The sequence below is a fragment of the Citrobacter sp. Marseille-Q6884 genome (assembly GCF_945906775.1).
Taxonomy (GTDB): domain Bacteria; phylum Pseudomonadota; class Gammaproteobacteria; order Enterobacterales; family Enterobacteriaceae; genus Citrobacter.
In genome coordinates this window covers 166330-190192 of sequence record NZ_CAMDRE010000001.1, presented here as the reverse complement: position 1 = coordinate 190192, position 23863 = coordinate 166330, and the positions used below count along the sequence as shown (strand labels likewise).

At 53.7% G+C, this 23863-nt stretch carries 17 protein-coding genes and 3 tRNA genes; 10 read left to right on the top strand and 10 right to left on the bottom strand.

Annotated elements, in window-relative coordinates:
• Nucleotides 1-164 precede the first annotated feature (164 nt).
• From ptrA to recD, 3 genes are read left to right on the top strand one after another with little or no spacing between them, the layout of a single operon-like run.
• The gene (gene ptrA, locus N7268_RS00905; protein WP_260861475.1) at nucleotides 165-3053 is read left to right on the top strand and encodes a pitrilysin; all 2889 of its coding nucleotides are present in this window, start codon (nucleotides 165-167) and stop codon (nucleotides 3051-3053) included.
• Nucleotides 3046-6591 carry an exodeoxyribonuclease V subunit beta gene (gene recB / locus N7268_RS00900; protein ID WP_260861474.1) on the top strand — a complete coding sequence of 1182 codons (3546 nt, stop codon included), beginning with the start codon at nucleotides 3046-3048 and terminating at the stop codon, nucleotides 6589-6591. Before ptrA ends, recB begins: the two co-directional genes overlap by 8 nt.
• A complete protein-coding gene (gene recD, locus N7268_RS00895; protein WP_260861473.1) occupies nucleotides 6588-8420 on the top strand; it encodes an exodeoxyribonuclease V subunit alpha in 1833 nt (610 codons plus the stop codon). Before recB ends, recD begins: the two co-directional genes overlap by 4 nt.
• Before the next feature lie 47 nt (nucleotides 8421-8467).
• Here the strand turns inward: recD and argA are convergent, their stop codons facing one another.
• Complete coding sequence (argA, locus tag N7268_RS00890) at nucleotides 8468-9799, bottom strand: amino-acid N-acetyltransferase (protein ID WP_198906010.1); 1332 nt, start codon at nucleotides 9797-9799, stop codon at nucleotides 8468-8470.
• Between the two features lie 234 nt (nucleotides 9800-10033).
• On the opposite strand from argA, the gene amiC reads away from it, so the two are divergent.
• Nucleotides 10034-11287 (top strand): N-acetylmuramoyl-L-alanine amidase AmiC, encoded by a 1254-nt coding sequence (amiC, locus tag N7268_RS00885; RefSeq protein WP_260861472.1) that lies wholly within the window; start codon nucleotides 10034-10036, stop codon nucleotides 11285-11287.
• A 74-nt stretch (nucleotides 11288-11361) separates the two neighbouring features.
• Here the strand turns inward: amiC and N7268_RS00880 are convergent.
• From N7268_RS00880 to N7268_RS00870, 3 genes are all read right to left on the bottom strand, one after another.
• Nucleotides 11362-11438 (bottom strand) — tRNA-Met (locus N7268_RS00880).
• Nucleotides 11439-11482: 44 nt separating this feature from the next.
• A tRNA-Met gene (locus N7268_RS00875) sits at nucleotides 11483-11559 on the bottom strand.
• Nucleotides 11560-11604: 45 nt separating this feature from the next.
• Nucleotides 11605-11681 (bottom strand) — tRNA-Met (locus N7268_RS00870).
• Nucleotides 11682-11885: 204 nt separating this feature from the next.
• Here N7268_RS00870 and mltA point away from each other — a divergent pair.
• The gene (mltA, locus tag N7268_RS00865) at nucleotides 11886-12983 is read left to right on the top strand and encodes a murein transglycosylase A (protein WP_198906013.1); all 1098 of its coding nucleotides are present in this window, start codon (nucleotides 11886-11888) and stop codon (nucleotides 12981-12983) included.
• Nucleotides 12984-13092: 109 nt separating this feature from the next.
• Nucleotides 13093-13899, top strand: a complete 807-nt coding sequence (gene tcdA / locus N7268_RS00860) for a tRNA cyclic N6-threonylcarbamoyladenosine(37) synthase TcdA (protein WP_198906015.1) — start codon at nucleotides 13093-13095, stop codon at nucleotides 13897-13899.
• Between the two features lie 42 nt (nucleotides 13900-13941).
• On the opposite strand, the gene csdE is transcribed toward tcdA, so the two are convergent.
• A complete protein-coding gene (gene csdE / locus N7268_RS00855) occupies nucleotides 13942-14388 on the bottom strand; it encodes a cysteine desulfurase sulfur acceptor subunit CsdE (RefSeq protein WP_260861471.1) in 447 nt (148 codons plus the stop codon).
• Nucleotides 14388-15593 carry a cysteine desulfurase CsdA gene (gene csdA / locus N7268_RS00850; protein WP_260861470.1) on the bottom strand — a complete coding sequence of 402 codons (1206 nt, stop codon included), beginning with the start codon at nucleotides 15591-15593 and terminating at the stop codon, nucleotides 14388-14390. The genes csdE and csdA overlap by 1 nt, the downstream gene beginning before the upstream one ends.
• A gap of 192 nt (nucleotides 15594-15785) precedes the next feature.
• Here csdA and N7268_RS00845 point away from each other — a divergent pair, with 192 nt between their 5' ends.
• From N7268_RS00845 to rlmM, 4 genes are all read left to right on the top strand, one after another.
• Nucleotides 15786-16013 (top strand): YgdI/YgdR family lipoprotein, encoded by a 228-nt coding sequence (locus N7268_RS00845; protein WP_260861469.1) that lies wholly within the window; start codon nucleotides 15786-15788, stop codon nucleotides 16011-16013.
• A 364-nt stretch (nucleotides 16014-16377) separates the two neighbouring features.
• Nucleotides 16378-17295, top strand: coding sequence for a glycine cleavage system transcriptional regulator GcvA (gene gcvA / locus N7268_RS00840; protein ID WP_151218271.1), 918 nt, complete (start codon nucleotides 16378-16380; stop codon nucleotides 17293-17295).
• Between the two features lie 18 nt (nucleotides 17296-17313).
• The gene (locus N7268_RS00835; protein WP_003034037.1) at nucleotides 17314-17709 is read left to right on the top strand and encodes a DUF423 domain-containing protein; all 396 of its coding nucleotides are present in this window, start codon (nucleotides 17314-17316) and stop codon (nucleotides 17707-17709) included.
• On the top strand, nucleotides 17702-18802 hold the full coding sequence (rlmM, locus tag N7268_RS00830; protein WP_003034040.1) for a 23S rRNA (cytidine(2498)-2'-O)-methyltransferase RlmM: 1101 nt from the start codon (nucleotides 17702-17704) through the stop codon (nucleotides 18800-18802). The genes N7268_RS00835 and rlmM overlap by 8 nt, the downstream gene beginning before the upstream one ends.
• A 52-nt stretch (nucleotides 18803-18854) precedes the next feature.
• Here the strand turns inward: rlmM and fucR are convergent, their stop codons facing one another.
• The 4 genes from fucR to fucI all read right to left on the bottom strand — a co-directional run bounded on the left by fucR (nucleotide 18855) and on the right by fucI (nucleotide 23366).
• Nucleotides 18855-19589 carry an L-fucose operon activator gene (gene fucR / locus N7268_RS00825; RefSeq protein WP_260861468.1) on the bottom strand — a complete coding sequence of 245 codons (735 nt, stop codon included), beginning with the start codon at nucleotides 19587-19589 and terminating at the stop codon, nucleotides 18855-18857.
• A gap of 58 nt (nucleotides 19590-19647) precedes the next feature.
• Entirely contained in the window at nucleotides 19648-20070 is a 423-nt protein-coding gene (gene fucU, locus N7268_RS00820; protein WP_198906024.1) for an L-fucose mutarotase, read from the bottom strand.
• 1 nt (nucleotide 20071) lies between these two features.
• Nucleotides 20072-21490: an L-fuculokinase gene (gene fucK / locus N7268_RS00815; RefSeq protein WP_260861467.1), complete on the bottom strand. Its 1419-nt coding sequence runs from the start codon at nucleotides 21488-21490 to the stop codon at nucleotides 20072-20074.
• A gap of 100 nt (nucleotides 21491-21590) precedes the next feature.
• On the bottom strand, nucleotides 21591-23366 hold the full coding sequence (gene fucI, locus N7268_RS00810; RefSeq protein ID WP_260861466.1) for an L-fucose isomerase: 1776 nt from the start codon (nucleotides 23364-23366) through the stop codon (nucleotides 21591-21593).
• Nucleotides 23367-23863: the final 497 nt, after the last annotated feature.

Here is a 23863-nt window from a genome sequence, read left to right as displayed (position 1 = left end):
TGCGCAACTCGACGGCTTCCTCTATGATGCGCTTTCTGTCACGGACTGATTCTTACACAAAGAAGATGCTGACCCGTTCAGCACAAAGTCTTACCCTGTTCAGACCACGCATTTATGCGCCGTTTGCTGTGAACAGGTGAATACGTTAATGATGAGGTTTGTGAATGCCCCGCAGCACCTGGTTCAGCGCATTACTGTTGTTTATCGCCCTTTGGGCGCCCGTAAGTCAGGCAGATACCGGTTGGCAGCCTTTAGCTGAAACCATCCGTAAAAGCGATAAAGATACCCGTCAGTATCAGGCTGTGCGCCTGGATAACGACATGGTCGTCTTGCTGGTATCCGATCCTCAGGCCGTGAAATCACTCTCTGCACTGGTGGTGCCGGTTGGGTCTTTGGAAGATCCCGACGATCATCAGGGGCTGGCGCATTACCTTGAGCACATGTCGCTGATGGGATCTAAAAAATATCCGCAGCCAGACAGCTTAGCTGAATTCCTTAAAATGCACGGTGGCAGCCACAATGCCAGTACGGCGCCTTATCGTACGGCCTTCTATCTTGAGGTCGAAAACGATGCGCTGGTAGGGGCGGTGGATCGTCTGGCGGATGCCATTGCTTCGCCGCTGCTCGATAAAAAGTATGCCGATCGCGAGCGAAACGCCGTCAACTCAGAGTTGACGATGGCGCGTACCCGGGACGGTATGCGCATGGCGCAAGTCAGTGCAGAAACAATAAACCCGGCACACCCGGGTTCACGCTTCTCTGGCGGAAATCTGCAGACATTGAGCGACAAACCGGGTAATCCGGTGTTGCAGGCCTTACAGACATTCCATGAAAAATATTACTCCGCTAACCTGATGAAGGCGGTTATCTATAGTAATAAACCCTTGCCAGAGTTGGCACAAATAGCGGCTGATACCTTCGGACGCGTGCCGAACAGAAGCATCGAAAAACCGGAAATTACCGTACCGGTGGTTACCGATGCGCAAAAAGGCATCCTTATTCACTATGTCCCGGCAATGCCGCGCAAAGTGCTGCGCGTTGAGTTTCGCATTGATAACAACAGCGCGCAGTTTCGCAGTAAAACCGATGAGCTGGTGACTTACCTGATTGGCAACCGCAGCCCGGGCACGCTCTCTGACTGGCTGCAGAAGCAGGGGCTGGTCGAAGGTATCCGTGCGGATTCCGATCCGGTGGTGAATGGCAACAGCGGTGTGTTAGCGATTTCAGCGACATTAACCGACAAAGGTCTGGCTAATCGCGATGAAGTTGTTGCTGCTATCTTCAGTTATCTCAACCTGTTACGCGAAAAAGGCGTCGATAAACGCTATTTCGACGAACTGGCGCACGTGCTGGATCTCGACTTCCGTTATCCGTCCATCACGCGTGATATGGACTACGTGGAGTGGCTGGCAGACACCATGATCCGCGTCCCGGTGGAACATACACTGGATGCGGTGAATATTGCCGATCAATACGACGCGAAAGCCGTTCAGGAAAGACTGGCGATGATGACGCCGCAAAACGCGCGTATCTGGTATATCAGCCCGAAAGAGCCACACAATAAAATCGCATACTTTGTCGATGCGCCTTACCAGGTCGATAAAATTAGCGAAAAAACTTTCGCCGACTGGCAGCAAAAAGCCCAGGGCATTGTGCTCTCTTTGCCGGAGCTGAACCCCTATATCCCGGATGATTTCACACTGATTAAGCCGGATAAAAAATATGCCCATCCTGATCTGATCGTTGATGAGCCTGATTTACGCGTGGTGTATGCACCGAGCCAGTATTTTGCCAGTGAGCCAAAGGCTGACGTCAGCGTGATACTGCGTAACCCGAAAGCGATGGACAGCGCCAAAAACCAGGTGTTGTTCGCACTGAATGATTATCTGGCTGGCATCGCGCTCGACCAGTTAAGCAACCAGGCCGCGGTGGGGGGCATTGGTTTTTCAACCAACGCGAACAACGGCCTGATGCTCAACGCTAACGGCTATACCCAACGTTTACCGCAGCTGTTTCAGGCGTTGCTGACCGGCTATTTCAGCTACAGCTCAACGGATGAACAGCTGGAGCAGGCGAAATCCTGGTACGCTCAGATGATGGACTCCGCCGAGAAAGGGAAGGCGTACGATCAGGCGATCATGCCAGTACAAATGCTTTCCCAGGTGCCGTATTTCTCGCGCGATGAACGCCGTAAGCTGCTGCCCTCGATTACCTTAAAAGAGGTGATGGCCTACCGCGACGCCTTAAAAACCGGTGCGCGTCCTGAGTTCCTGGTCATTGGCAACATGAGCGAAGCGCAGGCGATGACCATGGCGCGGGATATCCAGAAACAACTGGGTGCGAACGGGTCGGAATGGTGTCGAAACAAAGATGTTGTGGTGGACAAAAAGCAGTCTGTCATCTTTGAAAAAGCAGGCAGCAGCACGGATTCCGCACTGGCGGCAGTCTTTGTGCCAACCGGCTATGACGAATACGCCGGTTCTGCTTATAGCGCCATGTTGGGGCAGATTGTGCAGCCGTGGTTCTATAATCAGCTGCGTACTGAAGAACAGTTAGGTTACGCCGTCTTTGCCTTCCCAATGAGCGTTGGCCGTCAGTGGGGAATGGGGTTCCTTCTGCAAAGCAGTGATAAGCAACCGTCTTACCTCTGGGAACGTTATAAAGCGTTTTTCCCGACGGCGGAAGCGAAGCTGCGGGCGATGAAACCTGAAGAGTTTGCGCAAATTCAGCAGGCTATCATTGCCCAAATGCTGCAGGCGCCACAAACGCTTGGGGCTGAGGCGTCACAGTTAAGCAAAGATTTTGATCGGGGTAATATGCGCTTCGATTCACGTGATAAAATCGTGGCTCAGATTAAACTGCTGACGCCGCAAAAGCTTGCCGATTTCTTCCATCAGGCGGTGGTTGAGCCGCAAGGCATGGCGATACTGTCACAGGTTTCCGGCAGTCAGAACGGGAAAGCAGATTATGTGCACCCGCAAGGCTGGAAAGTGTGGCAGACCGTCAGCGCGTTGCAGCAAACCTTACCTCTGATGAGTGAAAAGAATGAATGATGCCGCTGAGTCCCTTGATCCCCTACGCTTGCCGCTGACGGGCGAGCGCCTGATTGAAGCCTCCGCAGGCACCGGTAAAACCTTTACCATCGCCGCCCTTTATTTACGTTTACTGCTTGGACTGGGCGGCTCTGCCGCCTTTCCTCGTCCTCTGACCGTCGAAGAGCTGTTGGTTGTGACCTTTACGGAGGCAGCGACTGAAGAGCTACGCGGTCGAATCCGTAGCAACATCCATGAACTGCGTATTGCCTGCCTGCGTGAAACGACGGATAACCCGCTGTACGCCCGTTTGCTGGATGAAATCGCCGATAAAAAGCAGGCCGCACAGTGGCTGCTGTTAGCGGAAAGACAGATGGATGAGGCCGCGGTGTTTACCATCCACGGTTTTTGCCAGCGAATGTTGAGTCTGAACGCCTTCGAATCGGGCATGCTGTTTGAACAGCAGCTGATTGAGGATGAATCGCTACTGCGTTATCAGGCTTGCGCGGACTTCTGGCGTCGGCATTGTTACCCGTTGTCTCGTGACGTTGCCCAGGTGATTTTTGAAACCTGGAAAGGTCCGCAGGCGCTGTTGAGGGATATCGATCGCTACCTGCAGGGTGAAGCGCCGGTCATTAAAGCGCCGCCGCCCGCAGAGGAAACCCTGGCCTCCCGTCATGAAAAGATCCTCGCGCGCATTAATCAGATTAAACAGCAATGGCGTGATTCGGTTGATGATCTGGACGCTCTGCTGGAAGCTTCCGGGATCGACCGTCGCAAATTTAACCGTGGCAATCAGGGGAAGTGGATCGAGAAGGTCAGCGCCTGGGCGCAGGAAGAAACACAGAGCTACCAACTCCCTGATGCGCTGGAAAAGTTTTCCCAACGGTTTTTAGAAGAACGTACCAAAGCGGGTGGCATAACGCCCCGGCATCCTCTTTTTGACGCCATTGATGAACTGCTTGGCGAGCCGCTGACGATCCGCGATCTGGTGATCACCCGGGCGCTGGCGGAGATCCGTGACGCGGTTGCCCAGGAAAAACGCCGGCGGGGCGAGTTGGGGTTTGACGATATGCTCAGTCGTCTTGATGCGGCGTTGCGCAGTGAAAGCGGCGATGCGTTGGCCGCAGCGATCCGTACCCGTTTCCCGGTGGCGATGATTGATGAATTTCAGGATACCGACCCACAGCAATACCGCATTTTCCGTCGCATCTGGCAGCATCAGCCGGATACCGCATTGCTGCTGATTGGCGATCCAAAACAGGCGATCTACGCGTTTCGCGGCGCGGATATCTTCACCTATATGAAGGCGCGCAGTGAAGTGAGTGCGCATTACACGCTTGATACAAACTGGCGATCCGCTCCCGGTATGATCAACAGTGTGAACACGCTCTTCAGCCAGATGAGCGACGCCTTTATGTTTCGCGAAATCCCCTTTAGTCCGGTGAAATCCGCAGAGAAGAACCAATCACTGCGCTTTGTTTTGCACGGAGAGACCCAGCCTGCGATGAGCATGTGGCTGATGGAAGGGGAAAGCTGTGGCGTGGGTGACTACCAGAATGAGATGGCGCAGGTTTGCGCGACGCAAATCCGTGACTGGCTTAAAGCCGGTCAGTCCGGTGATGCGCTATTGGTGAGCGGTAACACATCGAATCCGGTACGTGCATCGGATATCAGTGTGCTGGTTCGTAGCCGCCAGGAAGCCGCGCTGGTTCGCGATGCGCTAACCCAGTTGGCAATTCCGTCCGTCTATCTTTCCAACCGTGACAGCGTTTTTGAAACGCTGGAAGCGCAGGAACTGTTGTGGGTGCTTCAGGCGGTGATGACACCGGAGCGCGAAAACTCGCTGCGCAGTGCGCTGGCGACATCTATGATGGGGCTGAATGCGCTGGATATCGAAACGCTGAATAATGACGAGAAGGCCTGGGATGCCGTCGTCGAAGAGTTCGATGGTTATCGCCAGCTTTGGCATAAGCGGGGTGTCATGCCGATGCTGCGCGCGCTGATGTCAGCGCGTCAAATTGCGGAAAACCTGCTGGCAACGGCGGGGGGCGAGCGTCGTCTGACCGACATTTTGCATATCAGTGAGCTGCTACAGGAAGCAGGATCTCAACTGGAAAGTGAGCATGCGCTGGTGCGCTGGCTCTCCCAACATATTCTGGAACCTGATAGCAATGCTTCCAGCCAGCAGCTAAGGCTGGAAAGCGATAAGCATCTGGTCAAAATCGTCACCATCCATAAATCCAAAGGGCTGGAATATCCGCTGGTCTGGCTGCCTTTTATCACCAATTTCCGCGTTCAGGATCAGGCGTTCTACCACGATCGCGCCTCTTTTGACGCCGTACTGGATCTCAGCGAAGCCGATGAGAGTATCGAACTGGCCGAAGCTGAACGTCTGGCAGAAGATCTGCGATTGCTTTACGTCGCGCTGACCCGTTCGGTATGGCACTGTAGCCTCGGCGTCGCGCCGCTGGTACGCCGTCGTGGTGATAAAAAAGGGGATACCGATGTGCATCAAAGCGCGCTGGGTCGCTTATTGCAAAAAGGTGAGCCGAAGGATGCGGCAGGGCTTCGCGCCGCTATCGAAGCGATTTGCAACGACGATATTGCCTGCCTGACGCCAAAAGCACCGGATGGTGAACGCTGGCAGATTTCACAACCGGTAAGTTCGGCATTGAGTGCGAGAGTTCTGCAGCGCACCCCTGCTGACAGCTGGCGAGTGACCAGCTATTCCGGCCTGCAACAGCGTGGGCATGGTGTGGCACAGGATCTGATTCCTCGCCTGGATATTGATGCTGCAGGGGTCGGTGAGACGATTGAAGTGCCAGGACTGACGCCGCACCAGTTTCCACGTGGCGCATCGCCGGGCACATTTCTGCACAGCTTGTTTGAAGATCTTGATTTTACCCAACCTGTACAGCCGCTTTGGGTACAGGAAAAACTCACATTGGGCGGCTATGACGCGCACTGGGAGCCAGTGCTGACCCAGTGGCTGGAGGCGATCTTACGTGCGCCACTCAATGAGACAGGCGTGAGTCTGAGCCAACTCAGCGCCCGTGAAAAACAGGTCGAGATGGAGTTTTATCTGCCCATTTCGCAGCCGTTGATGGCGAGCCAACTTGATGCGTTGATTCGCCAGTACGATCCGCTTTCGGCGGGGTGTCCACCGTTAGACTTCATGCAGGTGCGCGGCATGCTGAAGGGTTTTATCGACCTGGTGTTCCGCCATCAGGGGCGCTATTACCTGCTCGATTACAAATCGAACTGGCTGGGAGAAGACAGCAGTGCTTACACCCAGCAGGCAATGGCCTCTGCAATGCAGGCGCACCGCTATGACCTGCAATATCAGCTTTATACTCTGGCGCTGCATCGCTATTTACGTCATCGCATTGCGGACTATGACTATGAACGCCATTTTGGCGGCGTTATTTATCTCTTCCTGCGCGGCGTTGACAGTGAACATCCACAACAGGGAATTTACGCCACCCGGCCAGATGGAGAATTGATCGCTTTAATGGACGAGATGTTTGCCGGTGAGGTACTGGAGGAGATGCCATGACAATCCAGAAACGATTACTGGAGGCGGTGGAGCAGAAACAGCTACGGCCGCTGGACGCCCAGTTTGCGCTGGCCGTTGCCGGCAATGACAATCCCGCGGTGACGCTGGCAGCGGCGCTGCTCAGCCGTGAAACGGGAGAGGGGCACGTCTGTTTGCCGCTGTCGCGTTTATCCTTGCGTGAAGATGCTCATCCGCTGCTGAGTGCCTGGCTGAAGGAAGAGGGTGAACCTGAGGACTGGGCTGAATGCCTACTGGCCTCCGGTGCGGTAAGTCGGGGTGAGCGCCCAACGCCGCTGGTGCTGCACGACGATCGCCTGTACCTGAACCGGATGTGGAATAACGAACGAACGGTAGCGCGCTTTTTCAGCGAGGTAAACCAGGCCATTGAACTGGATGAAGTGCGACTGGCCCACACGCTTGAGTCGCTGTTTCCCCAAACCGAAGACGTAAACTGGCAGAAAGTGGCGGCGGCCGTGGCGTTAACCCGTCGTATATCGGTGATTTCCGGCGGACCGGGTACCGGGAAAACGACAACGGTTGCCAGACTGTTGGCGGCATTGATTCAAATGGCGGACGGCGAGCGTTGTCGTATTCGTCTTGCTGCTCCCACCGGGAAAGCCGCTGCCCGTCTGACGGCATCGCTCGGCGCGGCGCTACGTGAACTCCCGCTGACCGATGAGCAGAAGAAACGTATTCCCGATGATGCCAGCACGTTGCACCGATTATTGGGTGCGCAACCGGGTAGCCAGCGTCTGCGCCACCATGCGGGCAATCCACTGCACCTTGATGTGCTGGTGGTGGATGAAGCGTCGATGATTGACTTGCCGATGATGTCGCGCTTAATCGACGCACTACCGCCGCACGGGCGGGTCATTTTCCTGGGCGATCGTGACCAGTTGGCTTCCGTTGAGGCGGGGGCGGTGCTGGGGGATATTTGTGCCTTTGTGAATGCCGGATTTACCCCGGAACGCGCCAGACAACTGAGTCGGTTGACCGGGAGTAGCATTCCGGCTGGCGTGGGTACCCAGGCGGCTTCGCTGCGAGACAGCCTCTGCTTGCTGCAAAAGAGCTACCGTTTTGGCAGTGATTCCGGTATTGGCCAACTGGCATCGGCCATTAATCGGGGTGATAAAGCCGGGATAAAAGCGGTTTTCCAGCAGGGATTTAGCGATATCGAAAAACGCACACTGCACAGCGGCGAAGATTACGCTGCCATGCTGGACGACGCACTGGCGGGCTATGGTCGCTATCTGGACTTGCTGCGTGAACGTGCGGAGCCGGATGTCATTATTCAGGCATTCAATGAATATCAACTGTTGTGTGCGCTGCGTGAAGGTCCATTCGGCGTCAGCGGATTGAATGAACGCATTGAACAGACAATGGTGCAAAAACGTAAAATTCACCGTTTCGCCCATACCCGTTGGTATGAGGGGCGGCCGGTGATGATTGCGCGTAATGACAGTTCGTTGGGGTTGTTTAACGGGGATATTGGGGTAGCACTCGATCGGGGACAGGGGCTGAGAGTGTGGTTTGCACTGCCGGATGGTTCGATCAAGTCGGTGCAGCCCAGCCGTTTACCAGAGCATGAAACGACCTGGGCGATGACGGTGCATAAATCGCAAGGTTCTGAGTTCGATCATGCAGCATTGATTCTACCCACCCAGCACTCGCCCGTCGTAACCCGTGAGCTGGTTTACACTGCCGTCACCCGTGCGCGCCGTCGGCTGTCGTTGTACGCCGATGAACGGATATTGAGTGGGGCTGTCGTCACCCGTACCGAACGCCGCAGCGGGCTGTCGGCGCTGTTTAATGAGGGTGTTGCCGGGTAGTGATGTTGGCCGGATGAGGCATGTATGCCGCCATCCGGCAACGACGGTTACGCCAGATCCGCCATCAGCACTTTTGAGCGCCGCTGGTAGTTGTACATCTCTTTTTTGCTTTCCGGCAGCAGGTCGATATCGACCGGCGTGAAACCGCGCTCCTGGAACCAGTGGATGCTGCGCGTTGTCAGAACGAACAGCTTGCTGAGTCCCATTTGTTTGGCTTGCCCCGCAATCCGCTCCAACAATACTTCACCGCGCGAAGAACTACGATAATCAGGATGCACAGCCACGCACGCCATTTCACCGATTCTTTCTTCCGGGAACGGATACAGTGCGGCACAGGCGATGGTCAGATTATCACGCTGAATAATGGTGAACTTGTCGATCTCCATTTCCAGTTGCTCGCGGGAGCGGCGAACCAGAATACCCTGCTGCTCCAGCGGGCGAATCAGTTCCAGAATACCGCCGATATCGTTAATGGTGGCGCGACGGATCTGCTCGGCGCTCTCCATCACGATTTGCGTCCCGATCCCGTCACGTGAGAACAGTTCCTGCAACAGCGCGCCATCTTCCTGATAGCTAATCAGGTGGCAGCGACGCACGCCACTGCGGCAGGCTTTGACCGCGCCACGCAGAAAACGTACGGTGCCGGAGCTGTAGTCGCCTTGCTCTTCCTGGGCTTCAACGCGCGCCTGGGCTTCGTTAGGGAACAGTTCGGAAACAATCTCGCCATCATCGCCCGTGACCCCCTGAGAGGAGCAAAAGCCGATCATTTTCTCTGCTTTCAGCTTGATAGCCAATTGAGTAGCGACCTCTTCTGAGGTCAGATTAAAGCTCTCGCCGGTCACAGAAACCGCCACCGGCCCCATCAGGACGATGGCGCCGCTGTCCAGTTGACGATGAATGGCATCTTCATCTATACGACGAATACGTCCGCTGTGGCAGTAATCCACACCGTCGTCCACGCCCAACGGTTGAGAGATAATAAAGTTACCGCTGACCACGTTGATGTGCGCGCCCTGTAATGGCGTATTGTTCAGGCTCATCGACAGACGGGCGGTAATATCGAGCTGGAGTAACCCTGCAGCTTGCTTGACCAGCTCCAGCGTTTTCGCGTCAGTGACGCGCGTATTTTTGTGGTACACCGGCTCATGATGATGCGCAGCAAGATTGGCATCAATCTGCGGCCGCGCGCCATACACCACGACGAGGCGGATGCCGAGGCTATGAAGGAGGCCAATGTCATTGACGATACTGGAAAAGTTTTCATGCTCGATGGCTTCGCCGCCCAGCATAATGACAAACGTTTTTCCCCGATGGGTATTGATATAGGGAACTGAATGGCGGAATCCCTGTACCAGTTCGGTTCTACGCTCCTTCACCACGGCACACCCTCATTGCATGATTATTCGTAATTTATGTATTTTTATTCTGTTTTTGTGTCATGCGCAAGCGTAATTTTTACCCCAACTGAAGATTTTTCTCAGTAATGCCGTGAATATAAAAAGAATGTTTACCCTTTTGTTGATGACAGATTATGCGTCATTCGCTAAAGTTTCCGGTCAATTCGGACGTTTTACGTATTACCTCAATAAAGATTTCTTTTGCTCGGGAGAAGCATGTCGGGATCCAATTCAGCAATCAGTCGTCGCCGTTTACTGAAAGGTGCGGGTGCTATGTGGCTTTTGAGCGTCAGCCAGGTCGGTCTGGCTGCCGTGAGTCAGGTCGTTGCAGTGCGTATCTGGCCTGCGTCCAGTTATACCCGCGTCACAGTGGAATCCAACCGTCTGCTGAAATACAAACAGTTTGCCCTGAGTAATCCTGAGCGTGTGGTTGTGGATATAGAAGACGTGAATTTGAACTCGGTGCTCAAGGGCATTGGGACACAGATCCGTCCTGACGATCCTTACATTAAGTCGGCAAGAGTCGGGCAGTTTGATCCACAGACTGTGCGCATGGTGTTTGAACTGAAACAGGATGTGAAACCGCAACTGTTTGCTCTGGCACCCGTGGCAGGATTTAAAGAACGTCTGGTGATGGATCTGTATCCTGCCAATGCGCAGGATGTGCAGGATCCTCTTCTGGCACTGCTTGAAGACTACAACAAGGGCGATCTGGAAAAACAGGTGCCCCCTGCGCAAAGCGGCCCACAGCCGGGTAAAGCAGGGCGCGACCGTCCGATTGTTATTATGCTCGATCCCGGTCACGGCGGCGAAGACTCCGGCGCCGTGGGGAAATACAACACGCGTGAAAAAGATGTGGTGTTGCAGATCGCCCGTCGCCTGCGTGCTTTGATCGAGAAAGAAGGCAATATGAAGGTCTATATGACGCGGAATGAAGATATCTTCATTCCGTTAAAAGTGCGCGTGGCGAAAGCCCAGAAGCAGCGTGCTGATCTGTTTGTCTCTATTCACGCCGATGCATTTACCAGCCGGCAGCCCAGCGGTTCGTCGGTGTTTGCTCTCTCGACCAAAGGCGCGACCAGTACCGCGGCAAAATATCTGGCGCAAACCCAGAACGCCTCGGATTTAATTGGTGGTGTCAGCAAGAGCGGTGACCGCTACGTTGACCACACGATGTTCGATATGGTGCAGTCGCTGACGATCGCCGACAGCCTTAAGTTTGGTAAAGCCGTGCTGAATAAGCTCGGTAAGATCAACAATCTGCATAAGAATCAGGTTGAGCAGGCCGGATTTGCTGTACTGAAAGCGCCGGATATTCCCTCTATCCTCGTAGAAACGGCCTTCATCAGTAACGTTGAAGAGGAACGGAAGCTCAAGACGGCATCTTTCCAGCAGGAAGTTGCAGAGTCGATTCTGGCCGGGATTAAGGCGTACTTTGCCGATGGGGCAACGCTGGCGAGAAGGGGATAATAAAAAAGCGCTGAAAAGCGCTTTTTTTACGGACTGCAGAAACAAAAAAACACCCGTCAGGGTGTCTATTGTATTGGTTGCGGGGGCCGGATTTGAACCGACGACCTTCGGGTTATGAGCCCGACGAGCTACCAGGCTGCTCCACCCCGCGTCCGTCTTTACTCTTCATCGAGTAAATGTGCATCAGATTTTAATTGGTTGCGGGGGCCGGATTTGAACCGACGACCTTCGGGTTATGAGCCCGACGAGCTACCAGGCTGCTCCACCCCGCGTCCGTCATTACTCTTCCATCGAGTAACGTTACTTCTGATTTTAATTGGTTGCGGGGGCCAGATTTGAACTGACGACCTTCGGGTTATGAGCCCGACGAGCTACCAGGCTGCTCCACCCCGCGTCCGTGGATGCGCACTATACTCTGCTAACATTTTCATGCAACCCTTTTTTCACCCTGATCACGGTTTTCAGATGAAAATGAACAAAAACAACGCGCTTTGGTCTATTTTTGTTCAAAATTTGCGTTGGGTTAAGCATTCGCATTTCATTAGGTTCGGGGGTTTGTTATCTTCATCTCGCATTCAGGCAACTTAAGACGAGAATAATGAAAGGACGTTGGGCAAAATATCTTCTGGCGGGAGCCGTAGTCGCGATGCTCGCCGCGTGTTCCTCTAAACCCACCGATCGTGGGCAGCAGTATAAAGACGGGAAATTTACCCAGCCTTTCTCACTGGTGAACCAACCTGACGCGGTTGGCGCCCCTATCAACGCCGGTGATTTCGCCGAGCAGGTTAATCAGATTCGCAGTGCCTCGCCGCGTTTGTATGGCAGCCAAAGCAGCGTCTATAACGCTATCCAGGAATGGTTGCGTGCAGGCGGTGATACGCGCAATATGCGCCAGTTTGGTATTGATGCCTGGCAAATGGAAGGCGCGGACAACTACGGCAACGTGCAATTTACGGGCTACTACACGCCGGTGATCCAGGCGCGTCATACACGTCAGGGCGAGTTTCAGTACCCTATCTATCGCATGCCGCCAAAACGCGGGCGTTTACCTTCCCGCGCGGAAATCTACGCCGGTGCTCTGAGCGACAACTATATTCTGGCGTACAGTAACTCCCTGATGGATAACTTCATTATGGATGTGCAGGGCAGCGGTTACATCGATTTCGGTGACGGTAGCCCTCTCAATTTCTTTAGCTATTCCGGGAAAAACGGTCACGCTTACCGCAGTATTGGTAAGGTGCTGATCGACCGTGGTGAAGTGAAGAAAGAAGATATGTCGATGCAGGCGATCCGCCACTGGGGTGAAACACACAGTGAAGCTGAGGTGCGTGAGCTGCTGGAGCAGAACCCATCATTTGTCTTCTTTAAACCGCAATCTTTTGCGCCAGTTAAAGGTGCCAGCGCCGTGCCGTTGATTGGCCGCGCATCCGTTGCATCTGACCGCAGCATTATTCCTGCAGGTACAACGTTACTGGCAGAAGTCCCGTTGCTGGATAATAACGGGAAATTTACCGGCCAGTATGAGTTGCGCCTGATGGTGGCATTAGATGTTGGCGGCGCAATCAAAGGTCAACACTTTGATATTTACCAGGGAATTGGTTCCGATGCCGGACACCGCGCAGGCTGGTATAATCACTACGGTCGCGTCTGGGTACTGAAAAATGGTGCCGGTGCGGGTAACGTCTTTAGCGGTTAATCGCTTTATCGGGTAGGCCCGGTCAGCGAAGCGTTATCCGGCGCAGAACGGTGTTGTCGCCACGTTATGTGGCGATTACCGCTTTTAAGATTTTCTATTCTGAGGTCGTATGTCTGTTGTGATAAGTGATGCCTGGCGTCAGCGTTTTGGCGGTACTGCGCGTTTGTATGGCGAAAATGCGCTGCAGCTGTTTGCCCGGTCGCACGTTTGCGTGGTCGGGATTGGCGGCGTGGGGTCGTGGGCAGCGGAAGCGCTGGCACGTACCGGCATTGGCGCTATCACGCTCATTGATATGGATGATGTGTGCGTCACCAATACTAACCGTCAGATCCATGCTCTGCGCGATAATGTGGGTCAGGCGAAAGCTGAAGTGATGGCCGAGCGTATCCGCCAGATCAACCCGGAGTGCCAGGTTAACGTTGTGGATGACTTTGTCACACCGGATAACGTTGCAGAGTATATGCGCGCGGGATTCTCGTATGTCATTGATGCGATTGACAGCGTGCGCCCGAAAGCCGCGCTGATCGCATACTGCCGTCGCAATAAAATTCCACTGGTGACAACCGGCGGTGCGGGTGGGCAGATAGATCCTACGCAGATTCAGGTCGTCGATTTGGCAAAAACCATCCAGGATCCGCTGGCGGCGAAGCTGCGTGAGCGGCTGAAAAGCGACTTTGGCGTGGTTAAAAACAGCAAAGGCAAGCTGGGCGTGGACTGTGTGTTTTCAACTGAAGCGCTGGTATACCCGCAGGCTGATGGCTCTGTCTGCGCGATGAAAGCGACAGCGGAAGGGCCGAAGCGTATGGATTGCGCCTCCGGGTTTGGTGCTGCGACGATGGTGACGGCGACGTTTGGTTTTGTGGCGGTGTCCCATGCGCTGAAGAAGATGATGGCGAAGGCGGCGCGCCAGGCTTAAGAATGGTTGCCGGATGGCGCAGGCGCTTATCCGGCAATACGGTTAGGCAACCTGCCGCGCGGCTTCGAGAATTGCCTCGTTAAGCGCATTCAGCCCCTGGCTACGCGATGCGCTGAGCTGCGCCCTTAAACCTAACTCATCAAAAAATTCCATTGGCGAGCGCGCCAGTAACTCGGCTGGGGTTTTACCTTCGATGGCCGTGAGCAGTACGGCCAAAAGTCCCCGCACAATGCGACCTTCGCTGTCACCGAAGAAGTGCAGGGTGCCATTCTCCAGCTGGGTATACCCCAGCCAGACGCGGTTTTCACATCCCGCTATCTCTTTTGCCTGCGTTTTCAGGGGCTCCGACAGCACCGGAAGCTGTTTCCCCAACAGAATAAGCTGACGATACTTATCTTCCCACTGGGTGAGCGGAATGAAGGTAAGACGCAATGTCTCTTCGGTTACGGTTGTGCCAAACGGGTGTCCGGCGAGCAGAGGGCTTGTCATTAATCCACCAATATTTCCAGCGCGCGGTCAACGGCGGTGACCAACGCATCCACATCACTCTGGGTATTATAAGGCGCAAACGAGGCGCGCAGCGTCCCTGATACCCCAAGTTCTGCCAATAACGGCTGCGCACAGTGCTGTCCGGCGCGAAGCGCGATGCCATATTCAGCCAGCAGCGTCACCATATCGCTGTGGTGTACCCCGGCGAAATCGAAGGCCAGCAGACTGGAGTCCTGGCAGCGGAAGGAACGAAATCCCGGTCGTTTTGACAGCGCCTCTTCAGCAAGCGTTGCCAGACCGCGGCTCCAGTTTTCGGCCTGCACGATATCGATATCTGCCAGCCACTCAAGCGCAGCGCTCAGGCCGATGACGCCTGCAACGTTAGGTGTCCCCGCTTCCAGTTTCCAGGGGGCGGATTGGGTGGTGAAGCCGTCAAAACTGACTTCACTGATCATCTTACCGCCGCCAAGCCAGGGAGACATGGCCTCCAGCAGTTCTGGCTTACCATACAGCACGCCGATTCCGGTCGGCCCATACAGTTTGTGGCCAGAAAAAGCATAAAAATCAATGTCCAGTTGCTGTACATCGGCGGGGAAATGCACGACGCCCTGGGCACCATCCACCATCACCACCATCCCTGCCTCATGGGCAAGCGTAATGGCATGGGCTAAATCAGGGCAGCCGCCGGTCACGTTAGACATGTGTCCCAACGCCAGTATGCGGCTGCGAGGCGTGATAAGTTCGGGCAAACGCGCGACATCGGGCAGTAAATGGGCGTTGAGCGGAAGCCTGACGACTTTTGCCCCGGTTTGTTGCGCCACCATCAGCCAGGGGACGAGGTTGGCGTGATGTTCCGCCACACTCACAATAATCTCATCGCCCGGTTGTAAACGTGGACGAGCGTAGCTTTGGGCAACCATGTTGATCGCTTCCGTCGTGCCACGGGTCCAGACGATGGTTTTGTCATCCGGCGCATTGATCAGGCGTGCGGCTTTTTCCCGCGCGGCTTCGTAGCGGGCGGTCAGACGCTGGGCTTCGGCAAACTGGCTGCGATGGACGTTCCCGGCGCTCAGGCTATAAAACTGCTGAGTGGCCTCAATCACTGCCTGTGGCTTCAGTGCCGTTGCGGCGCTGTCGAGATAGACGCCAGCATCAGTGAGTGCGGGAAACTGTGCGCGAAACTGCGCGGGGTTAAAAGCGTTCATGGTATTCCTCAGTTCAGTAAACCGATCGTGGCGCAAAAAGGGCGCAGACACAAGGGGTTCCCTAACCATCGGAATCCTCTGGATATCCTGGCGAAATCCGACCAGTGCCTTATGCTGAATAGTGTTAGGCAAATATTTTTGCCTGTTATGGAATCGGTTTTATCTAGCATAAATCGCTTTAAGGAGAAGACTATGAAAAAGACTGCCGCCATTATCTCTGCTTGTATGCTGACTTTTGCCCTGAGCGCCTGTTCTGGTCCGAATTATGTAATGCACACCAATGATGGTAGGACGATCGTGTCTGATGGTAAGCCAAAGACCGATGATGAAACGGGAATGATTTCGTATAAAGACGCTAACGGCAACAAACAGCAGATTAACCGTACTGACGTGAAAGAGATGGTAGAACTGGAGAAATAGTCGGTCAGCCATCGAGAGAAATAGAGACAAAAAAAAGCACCGCAATTTGGCGGTGCTACATTAATCACTATGGACAGACAGGGTAAATGTACAGGAAGTGAAAAAGGGTAGCCTTGCTACCATGGTCTGAATCGCAGACCAATTGCAAACACAACAACACAACATCACAACCGTAAGCCAAAAGCCCACCAGAACACGCATTCCGATAAAACTTTTCGTTCCGGCTTCAGGAAGTGCCGCCACTATAGGTATTTGCTGGTAGAACCTCAACGGACAATTTATAATGGCTCAGATTAAAAAAACTAATAGGTTACAGCCTGTTATTTAACTGTTAAATTCTTTTAACATCAAAGCCTAAAAAGTCATGTCAAAACGATTACCACCCTTAAATGCGTTACGTGTTTTTGATGCTGCGGCACGCCATTTGAGCTTTACTCGCGCAGCCGAAGAGCTTTTTGTGACGCAGGCCGCAGTAAGTCATCAAATCAAGTCCCTTGAGGATTTTTTAGGACTTAAGCTATTCCGTCGGCGCAATCGATCTCTTCTGCTCACGGAAGAAGGCCAAAGCTATTTCCTCGACATCAAAGAGATTTTTTCGCAATTAACCGACGCGACGCGTAAACTTCAGGCTCGCAGTGCGAAGGGCGCGCTGACTGTTAGTTTATTGCCCAGTTTTGCGATTCAATGGCTGGTGCCGCGACTCTCTAGCTTTAACTCAGCTTATCCGGGAATTGATGTCAGGATCCAGGCGGTAGACCGTCAGGAAGACAAACTGGCTGACGATGTCGATGTCGCGATTTTTTACGGTCGTGGCAACTGGCCTGGCTTACGCGTTGAAAAATTGTACGCAGAATATCTCCTGCCGGTGTGTTCACCTTTGTTGCTCACCGGTGATAAACCGTTGAAGACGCCTGAAGATCTGGCAAAACACACGTTATTGCACGATGCTTCACGGCGTGACTGGCAAGCCTATACGCGCCAGCTTGGCCTGAATCATATCAATGTGCAGCAGGGACCTATCTTCAGCCATAGCGCCATGGTGCTCCAGGCCGCTATTCATGGACAAGGGATCGCGCTGGCCAATAACGTCATGGCGCAGTCCGAAATTGAAGCCGGACGTTTAGTCTGTCCCTTTAATGATGTTCTGGTCAGCAAGAACGCGTTTTATCTGGTTTGTCATGACAGTCAGGCAGAACTGGGTAAAATAGCCGCCTTCCGTCAGTGGATACTGGCAAAAGCGGCCACTGAACAAGAAAAATTCCGCTTTCGTTATGAACAATAATTTACGTAGGGTATTAACATGACCAGCCGTTTTATGCTGATTTTTGCCGCCGTAAGTGGCTTTATCTTTGTGGCTTTGGGCGCCTTTGGGGCACATGTTCTGAGTAAAACCCTCGGGGTCGTTGAAATGGGGTGGATCCAGACCGGTCTCGAATATCAGGCATTTCACACGCTGGCTATCTTTGGTCTGGCCGTCGCCATGCAGCGACGTATTAGCATTTGGTTTTACTGGAGCAGCGTGTTTCTGGCATTAGGAACGGTGCTGTTTAGCGGCAGTCTGTATTGCCTCGCATTGTCTCATTTACGCCTGTGGGCGTTTGTTACCCCAGTCGGTGGCTTCAGCTTCCTGGTAGGCTGGGCGTTGATGTTAGTGGGTGCTATTCGTTTGAAACGTAAGGGCGTTAGCCATGAATAAGGTTGTATTGTTGTGTCGCCCGGGTTTTGAAAAAGAGTGCGCTGCAGAAATTACAGATAAAGCAGGGCGTCGGGAAATTTTTGGCTTTGCTCGCGTGAAAGATAACGCGGGTTACGTCATTTTTGAGTGCTATCAGCAGGACGACGCGGAAAAATTAGTGAAAGAGCTGCCGTTCAGCTCGCTGATTTTTGCTCGTCAAATGTTTGTCGTTGGTGAGTTGCTGCAATATTTACCCCCGGAAGACCGTATTACGCCGATTGTCGGGATGTTGCAGGGCGTGGTAGAGAAAGGCGGCGATCTGCGTGTCGAAGTGGCTGATACCAACGAAAGCAAAGAGCTGGTTAAGTTTTGCCGTAAATTTACCGTACCGCTGCGTGCCGCTCTGCGCGAAGCCGGCGTACTGGCAAAATATGAAACGCCAAAACGTCCGGTCGTCCACGTCTTCTTTATTGCACCGGGTTGTTGTTACACCGGCTATTCCTGGCCTGATAACAACTCACCGTTTTACATGGGGATCCCGCGTCTGAAGTTCCCGGCCGATGCGCCGAGCCGTTCCACGCTGAAGCTGGAAGAAGCGCTGCATGTGTTTATCCCGGCCGACGAGTGGGACGAGCGCCTGGCAAATGGGATGTATGCAGTGGATTTAGGCGCATGCCCCGGCGGCTGGACCTACCAACTGGTCAAACGCAATATGTGGGTTTACTCCGTTGATAATGGCCCGATGGCGCAAAGCCTGATGGATACCGGACAAGTGACCTGGCTACGTGAAGACGGATTTAAGTACCGTCCGAATCGCAACAACATCTCGTGGATGGTCTGTGACATGGTGGAAAAGCCTGCGAAAGTTGCCGCGCTGATGGCGCAGTGGCTGGTTAATGGCTGGTGCCGTGAAACCATTTTTAACCTGAAGTTGCCGATGAAAAAGCGCTACGAAGAGGTGTCGCAGAATCTGGCTTATATCCAGGCGCAACTGGATGAACATGGCGTGAATGCCCAGATTCAGGCGCGTCAGCTTTATCATGACCGCGAAGAAGTGACCGTGCACGTGCGTCGTTTATGGGCTGCCGTCGGCGGTCGTCGCGACGAAAGATAAGTCATCTCATCCATGCCGGATATGGCGTTCGCGTCGTATCCGGTATGTGCGGCTAAATGCCTGATGACGCTACGCTTATCAGGCCAGCCTCGTCTGAAACAATATGCGTTACATCATTTAGATATCCGATGCGCGCCTCGCCAGAACGATTAAATTTACTCTTATCAATCAACAGTAGTGATTGTGCTGCTCGCTTGAGGAGTGTCGATTTGAACTCGGCATTGATCGTATTGGAGTCCCAGAGAGCGCCGTTGCTGTCTATCCCTTCACAAGAAAAAATAAACAGATCGATGTCGAGTGGCTTGAGCTGTGAGATGAGCGACGGATTGACGTAGCAGCCGTATTTACGCTCAAGCCGGCCGCCTGAGCTGATAAGCTGGATATGTTCGCGCCGGGCCAATTCCTGGCAGATGGGCTGGCTGTTGGTAAAGACGTGAATATCGATGTCCGGCAACTGGCGCGCCAAATACCAGCAGGTTGAGCTGGCATCCAGGGCGATAACCATCCCTTCTTCTATCCAGGTTAACGCCTCTCTGGCGATATCTGCTTTGTGCGCATAATGGCTTTTTAATCTGATGTGAAACGGGTCGCCGCTGTCCTGATTTTCCCGATGGATCATCCTGGCGCGCCCGTGGTTGCGTAACACTTTGCCCTGTTCCTGCAGTTCACTGAGATCGCGACGGATCGTCTCTTTGCAGACGTTCAGTTGCAAAGACAACGCCTCTGTCGTCAGGCTTTTATGGCTGATGAGCAATTCGACTATCGCTTGCTGACGCGCCGCTTTCATTCTTCTGATCCTTTTTATTTGATGAATGCCCGTACCTGACGGGCATTCTGACCAGAGCTTACGGTGTGACGCCTTTTTTCAACAGAATATTTCCGTACTTTGCCCGTTCCCCGGTGATGACGATTGCAAATGCTTTTTGTGCGCGTTCATAGAACGCATAACGGTCAATGCGGGTAATATCCGGGCAGGGCGCGTGTAATGAAAGCGCCTGGCGATAACGCGCTTCAACATCCGGGTCGAGGGCATCGCCCTCTACGGCTGCCATCATCACCAGCGGTGGCGCATAGCTGTCCAGTTCAAACAGGGGAATAATAGCTTGCAGGAGATCGCTGACCAGCAAACCGTCAGCACGAATGACCTGCGGTCCCATACTGTGCGCAGGGAAATGGGCATCGGAAAAGATGATTTCATCGCCATGTCCCATTTCAGCCAGTACCTTCAAAAGGTGGGGGGAAATTAGGGGCGAAATCGTTTTTAGCATTTCACTCGGCTCCTGTAAATTCGGGTTCGGTTTGCGGATAGAAGTAACGATACTGATAGCTGATCTGCGCTCTGGCGTCTTCCGGGGTCGCAAATTCGCCCACACCGGACCAGGCGAACATGGCGGCGCCGGCAACCGTGGTTTCTGCGTCATCCAGCACTTTGATGGGAATATTGAGCACGTTGGCTTTTATCTGATTCCACAGCGCGTTGCGGCTTCCACCGCCGACCAGCAACAGTTCGCTGGCCTGGAAGTGACCGATTTGTTCCAGAGTGTGCAAATTTCGCTGAAGTTGTCCCGTCAACCCTTCCAGCGCCGCGCGATAAAAGTGTCCGCGGGTGGTATTGAGCGTAACGCCTTGCCAGCCTGCGTGCTGGCAGGCCAGCAGGTCACACTCCATTTTCACACCTTCAGCACCTGCCGGGATGGCATGAGCCTCGTCGATCAGCGTTTGCCACGGAGTTTGTGGCGTCCACAGCAGTTTGCGTACCCATTCAAGCACACCGGAAGCCAGCCATTGCATACCGGGGTTACATAATCCGCTTCGGCTGTCCAGCTCGCAGGTGGAGCCTGGATAATGGCTAAGCAGGGAAGTATTAACCTGCGCACTGCGCACCATCAGGATTTCCCAGGTGCCGGAAGAAAGCACCGGTTCGTCCGGCTGCGCGCCTGCGCCAAACAGCGCAAACTGCGTGTCATGTCCGGCCGAAATCACTGGAATGCCAGTCGAAAGCCCAAGCAGTTTTGCAGTGTCGTTTTGCAGCATGCCGACCTGCTCACCCGCTTCGACGATGCGTGGAAACAGTCGACGCGGTATGCCGGTTGCCTGCAGGATGTCAGGGCTAAATTCTCGCTGATGGATATCCAGCATCTGGCTGGTACCCGCCATGGTGATATCCGTTGTGAATTCACCGGTTAAGCGGTGGTTGATCAGTGACGAGATAAAAAGCCAGGCGTGTGCCTGCTCCAGCAACTGGGGATGGTTCTCTTTGAGCCACACCAGTTTATACAACGTGTTGAAACTAAAGGCGCCGACGCCGGAGATTTCCTGTAATTGCTGCGCTGGCATATAGCGACGAATCGTTTCCATGACGGCGGCGGTGCGGGGACACTTCCAACTGATCACCGGATAAAGCTGCTTGCCGTCTTTATCGACCAGGGCGCCGTCAACGCCAAATGTGGTGACAGTAATGCCACGGATATGGCAGGTCGCCAGTTCGGTTGCGATCTGCTGGCAGCAGTCGGCAAAGCGTTGCAAAATGGCCTCCAGCGACCATTGATGCCAGGTACTGTTTTCTTTGGCGATCTCGCTGGCGTTGGGCGTTGAGGCGCGGGCAACGATGGTTCCATGACGGTCAACGGCAATGGCCCGCACATTGGTCGCGCCGCAGTCGAGGACCAGGATGACCTCTTGTTTCATAATCTCTTCCCAAAACGTCGCCAGATGGCGCTGTGCTTATCCGGCCTACAAAACACACCGTTGTAGGCCCGGTAAGCTTGCGCCACCGGGCAGAGGCGTATCAACGCTTGTACAGCGGACCGTAGTTTTGGCAGGCGCGATAATCCTGACCTTCGCTGTCCATACCGTGCGCAGCCCATGCAGAAGGACGATAAATCTTCTCTTCTTCCACGTTGTGCATGCACACGGGAATACGCAGCATGGCGGCGAGGGTAATAAAGTCTGCACCCACGTGACCAATGGTCAGTACGCCGTGGTTCGCCCCCCAGTTCGCCATCACGGAATAGACATCAGCGAAAGGACCTTTGCCGGTTAAGCGCGGTGCAAACCAGGTGGTTGGCCAGGTGGAGTTAGTACGCGCATCAAGCTGATCGTGCATCTCTTCCGGTAACTCAACGCTCCAGCCTTCGGCAATTTGCAGCACGGGCCCCAGACCTTTGATGATATTAATGCGGGTCATGGTGAACGGCACGCCGCCTTCGGTCAGGAAGCGAGAGGAGTAACCGCCGCCACGGAAGTATTCGTGGATGGCCGGACACCATTCGGTTGCCGCCAGACACTCATCCGCTTCTTTCTGGGAAATCTCCCAGTGTGGTTTCATGGTTGGTTTGCCTTCGCTGTCACGCTGCTTGCAGGAGCCATCCAGCGCAGCAGAACCGGAGTTAATCAGGTGGATGATGCCGTGCTCAGCAAGCCCGGTCAGCGGTTGACCCGTGACACGTTTTACCGCTTCCGGTGACCAGTAAGTACGAACGTCAGCAAAGACTTGCGCGGTGCCGGTAAGTTGATGGCCAAACAGCATTGCCACGCCGTTCAGGCTGTCGTTTTCGGTCGCCACGACATACGGTTCACGTATGCCATTCCAGTCGAATGAGCTGTTCAACAGCGCTTCGGCGGTGTCGCCGTTCGGGTATTGATCGGTCCAGTGACGCTGGCCCTGGAAACCGGCGGCAATCGCATTGTAGCCCAGCGATTCTTCCACCAGACCTTTGTCGGCCAGTATCTTGTTGCCCTGCATCATGTCGCGGATACACATTGCCATCAGCAGGCTCTCTTTCAGCACTGCACGGCTTTGTTCTGCGTTACGCTTATACTGCTGCGCATTCTGGTCTTCGCCGTAGCGGAAGTGTTTATCCGCCCAGGCCAGTGCGATTTCCAGCTCGGCTTCGTCATAGATTTTTTGATCAATGCGGCGACGCAGTTCCGTCATATCAACGGGTTGAACCTTCATTCCCAGCCAGGATTCGAAGAAGTTATGATCGACGATAGATCCTGCGATCCCCATCGATACGCCGCCCACGGACAGATAGCTTTTGCCTTTCAGGCTGGCAACGGCCAGGCCTGCTCGGGTGAAACGCAGCAGTTTTTCTTCGACATCCGCAGGGATCGTGGTATCGCCAGCATCCTGCACGTCATGGCCATAAATGGAGAAGGCGGGGAGACCTTTCTGGTTATGCGCAGCCAGCGCCGCCGCCAGGTAAACGGCGCCTGGGCGCTCTGTTCCGTTGAAGCCCCAAATGGCTTTCGGACGCATGGGGTCCATGTCGATCGTTTCGCTGCCGTAGCACCAGCATGGGGTGACGGTAATGGTCACTCCAACGTTCATCGAGCTGAATTTCTCTTCACAAGCGGCAGACTCCGCCATGCCGGCAATACAGGTGTCCGCGACAACACACTCAATTTGTGCGCCGCAGGCGTGGCGAAGTTTTTCGGTGATCAGTGCGGCGGTGGCTTTTGCCATATTCATGGTTTGCTCTTCGAGCGACTCACGTACACCCATGCGACGTCCGTCGATAACCGGGCGAATACCAATTTTCGGTAAGTTGATTTTCTTCATTCGAGGTTCCTCATCTCACTTGATGCCGTGCTGCTGAAGCGGATGTAGGACACGACCGCCGCAGTTGGCTGAATTGCTCACATTTGCTAACTCGAGTTAGCTTAGGTTTCTGAGAGTTTTTTGCACAACTTTTTTGTTGTGGAACTGTGAGAGGCTTCACGAGAACTGGTTAAAATTCGATCTACGTCAAATAAATAAAACCCATAAGTTTGATTAATATTCTTTTAAATTAGTGAGATACAATAAATTCCCTGTCCGGTATCACAATTTTAAACCAAATGATTTGGCTATTTTTAGCAGCTAAAATAGCTTTAAAAGGCAAATCGCTAACTCGAGTTAGCAAAATTGATAAAACGTATATGAGCTTTTAGGACGTATTCGCATTAACGGTGACGATGGCTCCCTGACTACGCTGTTTTCGCCTGATTCACTGACTGCAGTTTCTGTATATTGAGGAAAGCAGCAATGTCTGAAACATTTTTACAGATGAGCCATAT